A 12,600-nucleotide genomic window follows, 5' to 3' on the forward strand; every position below is an offset into this window, starting at 1 on the left:
ATGAAGAATTTTATATATTTATCAATCATTAGTCTTGTGTTTATTTCTTGCGGAGGAGGCAGCGATGACTCAGAGCCTACACCTCCGACAGCTGAAAATACAGCGCCAACGGTACCGGCTTTAGTTGGCCCGACAGACAATAAATTGTGTTTAGACAGCAATGTTTCTTTTCAATGGAATAAAGCAACAGATCCTAACGGTGATGCTATTACTTATCAAATTCAAGTGGCAAAAGACAATGCTTTTGCGCAAATTGAAAAAACATTTGATGGAGCAGACAACTCTGCGTCTATCGCATTGACTAAAAACACAGCTTACTACTGGAGAGTAAAAGCAACAGACAGTAAAGGATTAGCGAGTACTTTTTCTTCTACTTTCAAATTTTATACGTCTGGTGATGCGGTGGTAAATCATTTGCCTTTTGCTCCAGATTTAACTGCACCTGCTATAAATGCTGCATTAAGCGGAACAACTGCAACTCTTAAATGGACTGCATCTGATGTTGATACTGCAGATATACTTTCTTACGATGTGTATTTTGGAATGGCAAATCCGCCGACTGCTAAAGTAAAAGAAAACGCATCTTCAAATACTCTTGATGTTACTCTGGAACCTGCAAAACAATATTATTGGAGAATTGTTGTAAAAGACAATAAAGGCGGAGAAACTATTGGTCAGGTTTGGAAATTTAAAACGAACTAAGTCTATTCTTTTAACTAAAAATCCCATTTTCAAATAATGAAAATGGGATTTTTCAACTAATATTAAATCATATTTTAGCCTATGAAAACAAAATTACTCTTATTGCTTTTACTAGCAAACTTTTCTATTTATGCACAGTATACATCTATTCCTGATGTGAATTTTGAAAACAAACTGATTAGTCTGGGTATTGATTCGGGCGTTGCCGATGGTAGAGTTCTGACGTCTAAAGTAAGTTCTTTAACTTATTTATATGTTGAAACCAGCTCGATCACAGACCTTACCGGTATCGAAGCTTTTACAGCTTTAAAAGATTTGAGATGTTCTTCTAATCGATTGACAAAGCTAAATGTTTCTAAAAACATTGCGTTAACCTCTCTCGAATGCAGCAATAATTTATTAACCACACTGGATATCTCTAATAATCCATTATTACAAAAATTGGACTGCTCTCTAAATAAACTTACAGCGCTTGATTTTTCTAATAATACAGCACTTAAAAATATTTATTGCAACAGCAATCAACTTACAACCTTAAATGTCTCTAAGCAGTTAATGCTGGAGTATCTTTTTTGTGACACCAATAAAATTGAAACTCTTGACCTTTCTCCTAACGTGAATTTGTCAACCTTAACATGTTACACCAATTTGCTACAGAATCTAGACCTAAGCAAAAACACTAAAATCCATTATGTACGAGCTCATGACAATCGTTTTATCAGTTTCAATATTCAAAATGGGACAAATTATTTGTTTGATGCTCCTCTTTCTACATTAACGTTTAGTAGTCCAAATCTAAAATGTGTTCAGGTAGATAATGTAGAAGAGGCAAATGTACGCTGGCCCAGATCAGAAATTGATGCACAATACAGTACATATTGTTCTCCTTATACCATAATTCCTGATGCCAATTTTGAGAAGAAACTAATTGCTCTGGGTATTGACAAGGATGGTGTAAATGGCAAAGTTCTAACAGCAGATATTACTTCGGTAACTTCGCTGAATGTTTCAAATAGTTCGATTACTGATCTGACTGGTATTGAAGATTTTCACAGTTTGACTAATTTATCCTGTGATGGAAACCAGCTTAGTACACTGGACATTACCAAAAATGTCTCTTTAACGACCTTAAGCTGTAATCAAAATAAAATAACTACTCTGAATGTATCCCGTAATACAGCCCTAAAAACGCTGTCATGCTCTTCCAATCAATTGACAAAGATTGACTTATTTTATAGTAGTTCTTTGCAAATTTTGGATATTAGTAAAAATAAAATCGAAAAATTAGCGGTGACCTTTAATGGAGCATTAACTTCTTTATATCTAGACGAAAATCTAATAACAAGTTTAGATGTATCAAACAACCCTGCATTAACTTCTTTATCTTTAAACGGAAATCAACTAACGATTTTAAATCTTGCGAAAAACACTTTACTTACCAATGCGTCTTTCAAATCAAATCCGGATTTGTATTGCATTCAGGTTAGCAGCTTAGCATATGCAAATACAAATTGGTCCGATAAAAAAGATCCTATAACATCTTTTTCCGCAAGTCCTTGTGTCTTTACAGATTATTTTACCTTAATTCCCGATATTAATTTCGAAAACAAACTAATTAGTCTGGGTATTGATTCAGGTGTTGCCGACGGAAAAATTCTGACATCCAAAGTAACTTCTTTGACCTCTCTAAATGTGTCACAAAGCTCCATTAAAGACCTTACAGGGCTTGAAGCTTTTGTTGCTTTAAAAACTTTGAATTGCGCGAACAATAGATTGCTTCACTTAAATGTGTTTAAAAACACGCTGCTAACCTCTTTAGAATGTAATAATAACCAATTAAACAAATTGGACTTGTCTAATAATCCGATGTTACTTGTATTGGAGTGTTCTAATAATAATATACTCGCGCTTGATTTTTCTAATAATACAGCGCTTAAATCCATTAAATGTTATAATAATTTTCTAAATAACATAAATCTTTCTAAACAATTAGCACTTGAAAGTCTGGATATTAATTTTAATAGACTTCAGGCCCTTGATGTATCTTCTAATGTGAACCTGCAGTCTCTGATATGTAATGGTAATTCGATAGCTAGTCTGGATTTAAGTAAAAATAATAAACTGACCACTATGCTTGCCCATACGAACGACCTAACTCGTTTGAATATCAAAAATGGAGCAAATATCCTATTCAGCAATCCTGGTTCTGCTATACGCTTCGATAACAACCAGTATCTAGTATGTATTCAGGTTGATGATATAGATTATAGTAATAAAAACTGGAGCAGTCAGAAAAACCCAGGTGCAAGTTTCAATACAGATTGTACTCCATATACTTTAATTCCTGATATAAACTTTGAACAAAAATTAATTGATATCGGGCTTGATAGCGGAGCCATAGATGGTAAAGTTTTGACATCTAAAATCAGCACTTTAAAAACCTTAAACCTTACCAAAAGTAATATTTCAGATTTAACAGGAATACAAGATTTTGTATCATTAACTAATTTATATTGCGGTCAAAACAGTTTAAAAGCATTAAATCTAAGTAATAATAATGCTCTAACTGTTTTAGATTGTATTAACACACAGATTACAGCTTTAGATCTAAGTAATAATCTTGCTTTAACTACTTTGTATTGCGGTCAAAATTCATTAACAGCATTGAATGTAAGTAAGAATACTGCTTTAACTGTTTTAAATTGTAATAATAACCAAATTGCAACTTTAGATGTAAGTAATAATGTCGCTTTAACTGACTTAACTTGTTACTCAAATAAATTAACCTCTTTGAATATTAAAGTAAATACAGCTTTAACAAAATTAGATTCTGGTTCAAACCAATATACTTCTTTGGATTTAAGCTCAAATACTGCCTTAACATTTTTGGGCTGTAATACCAGTCAATTAACCTCTATAGACGTAAGCAAAAATACTGCTTTGACGCTTCTTGATTGTCGTGAAAACAAAATAACCAACTTGGATGTTTCTAAACTCACTGCTCTAACAGAGCTATATTGTCAGTCTAATCAACTAAAAGATTTGGATGTAAGCAAAAATAAATCTTTGGAGCTTATAAATTGTTCAAAAAATCAGTTAACAACTTTGGACATAAGCGTGCATCCAGCCGCAATTGGTTTATATGCTAATTCTAATCAATTAACGAGTCTAAATTTGAAGAATGGAAATAATGCTAACTTTCAATTGCTATATCTAAATCTTACAAACAATCCAAATCTAAGCTGTATTCAAGTTGATGACAAAGCCTATTCTGATGCTAACTGGTCAACAAAAAAAGATGCAACTGCAAGTTACGAAGCTAATTGTACGTCTTATTACACTGAGATTTCAGATTCAAACTTTGAACAGAAATTAATTAATTTAGGAATTGACACTGATGGTTTAAACGGAAAAATTACCACTGCAAACATAAGTTCAATTACCTCTTTAGACCTTTCAAATAGTAACATTAAAGACCTAACAGGAATTGAAAATTTCACAGCATTAAACATTTTAGATTGCAGTAATAATCAACTTACGACTTTGGATCTTTCTAAAAACAGTAATCTTCAAATTTTGTATGTTACAGGAAATCCACTTGTATATCTGAATTTGAAAAACGGAAATAATCAAAATCTTATTGTAGAATCACAAAATGGTAAAAAAGCTGCCAACATTCCAGGTACTAGCTTTTTAGGGCTTATTAATTTAGGCTGTGTAAAAGTAGACAGCGCTCCTTATTCTAATGCAAACTGGTCAAGAATTAAAGAAGCAACAACAACTTATTCTGAAACCTGTACTTTAGGTCTTGAAGATTCTATTCTTGATAAAATCGTAATGTATCCAAATCCAACTAAAGGCGAAGTAAACATTCTAAATGTAAGCTTAGAAAAAGCGACAGTTTACAACTCGTTAGGACAATTAGTAAAAACATTTAATTTAGATTCGTCAAACACTATTAACACGATCAATTTGTCTGGTCTTCCAAAAGGAATTTACTATATATACTTAATCAATCAAGATGCAGCTTCGGCTAAGAAAGTAATAGTAGAATAATTACAATTAGTTAAACTAAAAAATCCCATTTTCATTAATTTGAAAATGGGATTTTTTTATGTTTTAAATGCTTTTAAAGAACTTCTTCGCAGGTCAAAACTTCTTTTAATCGAACGCCTTTTTCGGTATGTTCAACCGTTATAATTTGATTGTGCGCATCATGTTCCAGAAACAAATAATGATTATTATCTGCTGCATCATTTAAGAATTTTGATTTCTCCGGCATTGTCAATAAAGGTCTTGTGTCGTACCCCATAACATACGGAAGCGGAATATGTCCGGCTGTCGCCAATAAATCGGCACAAAAAATAATGGTTTTATCTTGGTATTTTATATACGGAATCATTTGTTTTTCGGTATGGCCGTCAACGTAGAAGATGTCAAAACCCATTTCTTTCGAAAAGCCGAAATCACTGTCTGGTCGTTTTACAAAATTCAATTGCTCACTCTCTTGTAAAGGCAAAATATTTTCAGACAAAAAAGAAGCTTTTTCGCGAGGGTTTGGTTTTGTTGCCCATTCCCAATGACTTTCATTCGTCCAATATTTAGCATTTTTAAAAGCCGGTTCATAACCCGTTTTATCAGAGTTCCATCCTACACTTCCGCCACAATGATCAAAATGCAGATGCGTCATAAAAACATCCGTAATATCATCACGGTGAAAACCATATTTTGCCAAAGATTTATCTATAGAATGCGAGCCCCAAAGCGAATAATATCCAAAAAACTTCTCCGATTGTTTGTCGCCCATTCCAGTATCAATCAAAATCAGTCGTTTTCCTTCTTCAATCAATAAACAGCGCGCTGCAATATCAATTAAATTATTGTTGTCGGCAGGATTCGTTTTATTCCAAATTGTTTTAGGCACAACGCCAAACATCGCGCCGCCATCTAATTTAAAATTTCCAGATTCAATAGGATAAAGTTTCATGAGCTTAAATTTTTAATAACAAACAAAGCTAGGAAATCCAATTTCCTTATGCTAAAATTTCCTATTTAAAAACTTTCGCTTTGTAGAAATAAATATAATCGCGAATTATTTTCTAATCTTCAACTAAAAGAAAAAGATTCGTGCAAAATAGTGCAATTAGTGGCAAAAAAATTATTCTAAAGTAATAGAAGCATTTCCCATTATTTCCTGCTTGTCGAAGAAATTGACAAAATAAGTTCCTTTTTTAAACTGATTTTCATCTGCATTCAAAACACCATAAACATTTATAGATTTCCCTTGAAAATCGGTACTAACAATAAAACTGTAAACCAGTGCTTTATCATTTCCAAATTCAATCAATTTATTTTCACCCAAAACATTGTTTTTCTGATCTAAAACCTGAATATAAAAAACTCTTTTTCCTGTTTTAGCAACAAGATTTCCATTTACAGTGAAACTTATTTTAAATTTTGTAGTACCTTTTGCTCTAGTAGTTTCCAACTCTTTTCCAGAGCTTTTTTCTCTAAGTGCTAATACCTTAAAATTGGATAATGCCAATTTTGAAGCATCTTTTAGTGTAGATTCTAATTTTTTTTGTTTCGAAATTAAAGTGTCATTTTCAGCTTTTTGCTTATACATAACCAAATTTTGACTTTCAATCTCCGTTAATAAATTTTTATTCTGAGATTTAAGTTTAGTAATTTCTACAACTTTAGATTCTAATGTGTTTTTAAAATCCGATAGCTGATTGCGATAAATCTTAATCTGAGCGACCGAAGGATTTTGAGAAGCCTTAATGATTTCCATTAAGTTTTCTACATTTTTTCTCTCAAGCTCAAGTTCTTGAGACAAAGCTGTTTTTTCAAGAATGGCAACATCATAAGCCAACTTTAATGTATTTAAAGAATCCAGTATATTCTTTTGAGCAAGATATTCTCTATTCGACCCCAAAAATTCTTGTTCTTTTACGGCTTCATTTGTTTTATTCTCATCACCCCCATACGACTCCATACTAAAAACAAAGACTGTTGCTCCTACTCCAAAAACAAAAAATACTGCTAAAAGTGCTGTTAACCACTTATTTGTGTATTGTTTTTTCATAATTACTCACAATTTCTTGCAAAAGTACCAATAAATATTTGCTATGAATGCGTATAAATACCCTTTTTTAACATATTTAAAACATATTTGATACCTAAATCTTACAAAAAGATATGATTTTTAATTAATTCGCAAAATTTATTAGAATTTCATTTTTTCCAGAAAAGTAAAATGATTTTTTTATTAAAATAACTTCTATCTATTTTAACATTTGTTATAATAATGTGAACCATTATGGAAAAAGGTTTTTAAGTCGTATCTTTGCAGATAATTTCATTTCAGCATTGACATACAGCACTTTAAAATGTAATAATTTGATTACTATTTTTAATGATTAAAAGGAATGTTGAAAAGATAAATACCATAAAAACAATGATAAAAGTTTCTGATACAGCCAAAAAGAAAATCATCGATTTGATGAGTGACGATGGTTTTGATGCCGCCCATGATTACGTACGCGTAGGTGTGAAAAGCGGTGGGTGCTCTGGTTTGTCATATGATTTAAAATTTGACAAAACGAAAGGCGACGACGATAAAATATTTGTAGACAACGACATAACAATTGCAGTTGAAAAAAAATCATTTCTGTATTTAGCCGGAACAACTCTTGAGTTTTCTGGTGGATTAAACGGAAAAGGTTTTGTTTTCAATAACCCAAATGCAAGCAGAACTTGTGGTTGCGGCGAATCTTTTTCACTATAAATAAAAGAACCTATAAAGCTTAAACGCTTCAAAAGTTAAATTTTTGTAGTGTTTTAAAAAAATAAAAAATGTCAAAATATACTGAAGACGATTTAAAAATCGAACTCGAAACTAAAGAATACGAATACGGATTTTATACCAATATAGAATCTGAGACGTTTCCTATTGGCTTAAACGAAGATATCGTAAGAGCTATTTCGCTTAAAAAAGAAGAACCGGAATGGATGACCGAATGGCGCATCGAGGCTTTTCGTGCGTGGAAAGAAATGATCGAGCCGGAATGGGCAAACGTTCATTATGAAAAGCCGGATTTTCAGGCAATTTCATACTATTCTGCTCCAAAGCAAGTAGATCCAAACAAGACATTAGACGATGTAGATCCAGAACTTCTTGAAATGTACAAAAAGTTAGGAATCTCTGTTGACGAACAAAAAATGATGAACAATGTCGCTATGGATATTGTTGTCGATTCTGTTTCTGTTGCTACGACTTTCAAAAAAACTTTGGCAGAAAAAGGAATTATTTTCTGTCCGATTTCTGAAGCCATTAAAGAACATCCTGAATTAGTTAAAAAATATTTAGGAACTGTTGTACCTCAAAAAGACAACTTCTACGCAGCATTAAACTCAGCGGTTTTCTCTGACGGAAGTTTCTGTTATATTCCAAAAGGCGTTCGTTGCCCAATGGAACTTTCAACTTATTTTAGAATCAACCAAGCCGGAACAGGTCAATTCGAAAGAACGCTTGTTATTGCAGATGCCGGAAGTTATGTTTCATACCTTGAAGGTTGTACAGCTCCTAGTCGTGACGAAAATCAATTGCACGCTGCTGTGGTTGAATTGATCGCAATGGACGATGCTGAAATTAAATATTCTACCGTTCAAAACTGGTTTCCTGGAAACAAAGAAGGAAAAGGTGGGGTTTATAACTTCGTAACCAAAAGAGGTTTATGCGAAACAAACGCTAAAATTTCTTGGACGCAAGTAGAAACTGGTTCTGCTGTAACATGGAAATATCCTTCTTGTGTACTTAAAGGAGATAATTCGGTTGGAGAATTTTATTCTATTGCCGTAACCAATAATTACCAACAAGCTGATACTGGAACTAAGATGATCCATTTAGGAAAAAATACTAAATCGACTATTATTTCTAAAGGTATTTCGGCTGGAAAATCACAAAACAGTTATAGAGGTTTAGTGCAGATTTCTCCTAGAGCGGAGAATGCAAGAAACTTTTCGCAATGTGATTCCTTATTAATGGGAAATAATTGCGGAGCACATACTTTCCCTTATATCGAAAGTAAAAATCCATCAGCAAAAATTGAGCACGAAGCAACTACAAGTAAAATTGGAGAAGATCAGGTTTTTTATTGCAACCAAAGAGGTATTCCGACTGAAAAAGCGATTGCCTTAATTGTAAACGGTTTCAGTAAAGATGTATTGAACAAATTGCCAATGGAATTTGCTGTTGAAGCTCAAAAATTATTAGAGATTTCTTTAGAAGGTTCTGTAGGATAATAAAAAAACAAAACAATATGGATCTTATCTTAAAAAATGTAAATAAAAAAGATTTTCCAGTTTTTAAATCGCTGGCAAAATCTCTTGGTTTTGAAATTGTTGAAGAAATAGAAAAACCATATAATCCTGAATTTGTAAAAGAGATTTTGGAAGCCAGAGAAGAATTAAGACAAGGTAAAGGGACTAAAATGACCATTGAAGATATAGACAAACTATGGAAATAGTTTTTTCTACTAAAGCAAAAAATGATTTGGTGTTTTGGAATAAATCAGGTAATAAAAAAATTCTAAAGAAAATTTCTGAATTATTAAGAGCAATTCAAGAAAATCCTTTTGAAGGTATTGGAAAACCTGAACCCTTAAAATATAATTTATCAGGAGTTTGGTCTAGAAGAATTGATCAAGAACATCGACTGATTTATGAAATTATAGACGAGAATACAATAGAAATATTAAATGTAATTTCACTAAAAGGTCATTACGAATAAGTATTAATGGAAAACAAAACAGTAATCATTTTAGGTTCTTCCAGAAAAAACGGAAACACAACAAAAATTGTGGATGAAATTTCTAAAGAACAATATATAGATGTAATTAATCTGAGTGATTATAACATCTCCTATTATGATTATGAAAGCAAAAATATAGACGATGATTTTCTGCCTTTGATAAGAGGAATAATTGAAAATTATGATACTTTACTTTTTGCAACTCCTATATATTGGTATAATATGAGTGGAATCATGAAGGTTTTCTTTGATCGTATTTCGGATTTAATCCGAATTGAAAAAGAAACCGGGCGAAAACTCAGAGGAAAAAAAATTGGCGTGATAACAAATTCTCATGACAATGAAATTGAAGAGAGTTTTTACATTCCGTTTAAAAAAACAGCCGATTATTTAGGCATGGAATATTTAGGACACGCGCATTTTAATGCAAATGTTCTGAACCAAACAACAAAAATAGAATTGACATTTATATAAAATAAAAAACAATGTTATCAATACAAAACCTTCACGCCGCAATTGGTGATAAAGAAATCCTTAAAGGAATCAACATAGAAGTAAAAGCTGGCGAAGTACACGCTATCATGGGACCAAACGGTTCTGGAAAAAGCACACTTTCGGCTGTTATTGCCGGAAACGAAAACTACGAAGTTACAGACGGAGCAGTTTTCCTGGACGGAGAAGATCTTGCTGATCTTGCTCCAGAAGAAAGAGCGCACAAAGGAGTTTTCCTTTCGTTTCAATATCCTGTAGAAATTCCCGGAGTTAGCGTAACTAACTTTATGAAAACTGCAATCAATGAATCTCGTAAAGCAAATGGTCAGGAAGAAATGCCGGCTAACGAAATGTTGAAAGTGATTCGTGAGAAATCTGAATTGTTAGAAATCGATCGTAAATTTTTATCTCGTTCATTAAACGAAGGTTTTTCTGGTGGAGAGAAAAAAAGAAACGAGATTTTCCAAATGGCAATGTTAGAACCAAAATTGGCTATTCTTGACGAAACCGATTCTGGTCTTGATATCGATGCTTTAAGAATTGTTGCAAATGGTGTAAACAAACTGAAAAGCGAGAAAAACGCAATTATCGTTATTACGCACTACCAACGTTTATTAGATTATATCGTTCCGGATTTCGTTCACGTATTATATAATGGTAGAATCGTAAAATCTGGCGGAAAAGAGCTTGCTTACGAATTAGAAGAAAAAGGATACGACTGGATTAAAGCAGAGAATTAATTTGTTTCAGGTTTCATGTTTTTTTAGTTTCAAGTTGAATTACATTTTGTAAGTTTAAACTTAAAAATTAATTAGACGGAAAATGGCAACGATTACACGATTTGAAGATTTAGAAATTTGGAAAGAAGCTCGACGATTAGCAAAAGAAATTCATCTTATTGCAGTTCAAACAGAGTTAAGATCAGATCTCAGATTTAAAAATCAAATAAAAGCTTCTTCGGATTCAGTTATGGATAACATTGCTGAAGGATTTGAAAGAGATGGAAATTTAGAATTTAGACAATTTCTTTCTATTGCAAAAGGTTCAGCCGGAGAAACAAGATCTCAGTTATATCGAGTTTTTGATTTTGAATATATTTCAGAAGAAAAATTCGAAACTTTAAAAAAAGATTACGAAAACCTAAGTGGTAAAATAAAAAACTTTATCACTTACCTTAATAAGAAGGATTTCAAAGGGAATAAGTTTCAGTGACAAACTTGAAACTTGAAACCTGAAACACCGAAGGAAACAAAAGAACAATGGATTTAAAAGAAAAATTAGTATCGTCTTTTATGGCTTTTGAAGAGCGTGTTGATGTAAATTCAGATTTGCATGACATTCGCACAACTGCTATAAAAAACTTCGAAAATAAAGGTTTCCCAACCAAAAAAGAAGAAGCTTGGAAATATACATCGCTAAACGCCATCTTAAAAAATGACTTTACGGTTTTTCCTAAGCAAGAAAATGCAATCGAATTCAATCAGGTAAAAAAATATTTTTTACACGAAATCGACACTTATAAATTAGTGTTTATTGATGGTGTTTTCAGTTCGCATTTGTCTTCTACAACACATGACGGAATCGATGTTTGTTTAATGTCATCGGCATTAACCAAACCAAAATATAAAATGGTTATTGATACTTACTTCAATCAAATTGCAAGTAAAGATGAAAGTTTAACTTCGCTAAATACTGCTTTTGCAAGTGAAGGTGCTTTTATCAATATCCCGAAGAAAAAAGTTGCTGATAAACCTATTGAAGTAATGTATTTCTCAACAGGAAATGAGGCGGCGTTAATGGTGCAGCCGAGAAATTTGATTATTGTGGGTGAAAATTCACATGTTCAAATTATTGAGCGTCACCAAAGTTTGAACGAAAATCCGGTTTTAACGAATTCTGTTACAGAGATTTTTGCTCAAAAACGCGCAATTGTTGATTATTACAAAATTCAGAATGACAACAGCGAAGCAAACTTAGTAGACAATACTTATGTTTCGCAGCAACAAGAAAGTCATGCTTATGTGCATACTTTTTCGTTTGGAGGAAATCTTACTCGTAACAACTTAAACTTTTATCATTTTGGTGAAAGATTGACAAGTACGCTTAATGGTATTTCTATTTTGAATGACAAACAACACGTTGATCATTATACTTTGGTAAACCACGCACAGCCAAATTGTGAAAGTTTCCAAGATTATAAAGGAATTTTCTCTGATCGTTCGACTGGAGTTTTCAACGGAAAAATTCTTGTAAATAAAGAAGCTCAAAAAACAAATGCTTTCCAAAAAAGTAATAATATTTTATTGAGTGACAAAGCGACAATCAACGCAAAACCGCAATTAGAGATTTTTGCAGACGACGTAAAATGTTCGCACGGTTGTACTGTTGGACAGCTTGATGAAACAGCAATGTTTTACATGCAGTCACGCGGAATCCCGAAAAAAGAAGCTAAAGCTTTATTGATGTATGCATTCTCAAATGCCGTAATCGAAAGTATTAAAATACCGGAATTAAAACAAAGAATTACTAAAATCATTGCCATGAAATTGGGCGTGAATTTAGGATTTGATTTGTAGTATTTCTTATTATCA

Annotated in this window: 12 protein-coding genes; 10 read left to right on the forward strand and 2 right to left on the reverse strand. The window is 32.4% G+C overall.

The window, feature by feature from the left end; translation table 11 throughout:
• On the forward strand, nt 1–702 hold the full coding sequence (locus EV144_RS09600; protein ID WP_134148314.1) for a hypothetical protein: 702 nt from the start codon (nt 1–3) through the stop codon (nt 700–702).
• A gap of 81 nt (nt 703–783) precedes the next feature.
• Nucleotides 784–4,758 (forward strand): leucine-rich repeat domain-containing protein, encoded by a 3,975-nt coding sequence (locus EV144_RS09605; RefSeq protein ID WP_134148316.1) that lies wholly within the window; start codon nt 784–786, stop codon nt 4,756–4,758.
• Nucleotides 4,759–4,831: 73 nt separating this feature from the next.
• Here EV144_RS09605 and EV144_RS09610 read toward each other — a convergent pair whose 3' ends face one another.
• Nucleotides 4,832–5,689, reverse strand: coding sequence for an MBL fold metallo-hydrolase (locus EV144_RS09610; RefSeq protein WP_134148317.1), 858 nt, complete (start codon nt 5,687–5,689; stop codon nt 4,832–4,834).
• 171 nt (nt 5,690–5,860) lie between these two features.
• On the reverse strand, nt 5,861–6,790 hold the full coding sequence (locus EV144_RS09615; RefSeq protein WP_134148318.1) for a hypothetical protein: 930 nt from the start codon (nt 6,788–6,790) through the stop codon (nt 5,861–5,863).
• A 372-nt stretch (nt 6,791–7,162) separates the two neighbouring features.
• On the opposite strand from EV144_RS09615, the gene EV144_RS09620 reads away from it, so the two are divergent.
• The 8 genes from EV144_RS09620 (at nt 7,163) to sufD (ending at nt 12,585) form a co-directional block, all read left to right on the forward strand.
• The gene (locus EV144_RS09620) at nt 7,163–7,492 is read left to right on the forward strand and encodes a HesB/IscA family protein (protein WP_116751590.1); all 330 of its coding nucleotides are present in this window, start codon (nt 7,163–7,165) and stop codon (nt 7,490–7,492) included.
• Nucleotides 7,493–7,560: 68 nt separating this feature from the next.
• The gene (gene sufB / locus EV144_RS09625) at nt 7,561–9,009 is read left to right on the forward strand and encodes a Fe-S cluster assembly protein SufB (protein WP_134148320.1); all 1,449 of its coding nucleotides are present in this window, start codon (nt 7,561–7,563) and stop codon (nt 9,007–9,009) included.
• A 17-nt stretch (nt 9,010–9,026) separates the two neighbouring features.
• The gene (locus EV144_RS09630) at nt 9,027–9,233 is read left to right on the forward strand and encodes a DUF2683 family protein (RefSeq protein WP_134148321.1); all 207 of its coding nucleotides are present in this window, start codon (nt 9,027–9,029) and stop codon (nt 9,231–9,233) included.
• Nucleotides 9,224–9,496 carry a Txe/YoeB family addiction module toxin gene (locus tag EV144_RS09635; RefSeq protein WP_134148323.1) on the forward strand — a complete coding sequence of 91 codons (273 nt, stop codon included), beginning with the start codon at nt 9,224–9,226 and terminating at the stop codon, nt 9,494–9,496. Before EV144_RS09630 ends, EV144_RS09635 begins: the two co-directional genes overlap by 10 nt.
• A gap of 6 nt (nt 9,497–9,502) precedes the next feature.
• Nucleotides 9,503–9,991 (forward strand): flavodoxin family protein, encoded by a 489-nt coding sequence (locus EV144_RS09640; RefSeq protein WP_134148325.1) that lies wholly within the window; start codon nt 9,503–9,505, stop codon nt 9,989–9,991.
• Nucleotides 9,992–10,002: 11 nt separating this feature from the next.
• On the forward strand, nt 10,003–10,749 hold the full coding sequence (sufC, locus tag EV144_RS09645; protein ID WP_134148327.1) for a Fe-S cluster assembly ATPase SufC: 747 nt from the start codon (nt 10,003–10,005) through the stop codon (nt 10,747–10,749).
• Between the two features lie 82 nt (nt 10,750–10,831).
• A complete protein-coding gene (locus tag EV144_RS09650; protein ID WP_134148328.1) occupies nt 10,832–11,221 on the forward strand; it encodes a four helix bundle protein in 390 nt (129 codons plus the stop codon).
• 47 nt (nt 11,222–11,268) lie between these two features.
• Entirely contained in the window at nt 11,269–12,585 is a 1,317-nt protein-coding gene (gene sufD / locus EV144_RS09655; protein WP_134148330.1) for a Fe-S cluster assembly protein SufD, read from the forward strand.
• Nucleotides 12,586–12,600 lie beyond the last annotated feature (15 nt).

The sequence above is a fragment of the Flavobacterium sp. 270 genome, from assembly GCF_004368785.1.
Lineage (GTDB): Bacteria > Bacteroidota > Bacteroidia > Flavobacteriales > Flavobacteriaceae > Flavobacterium.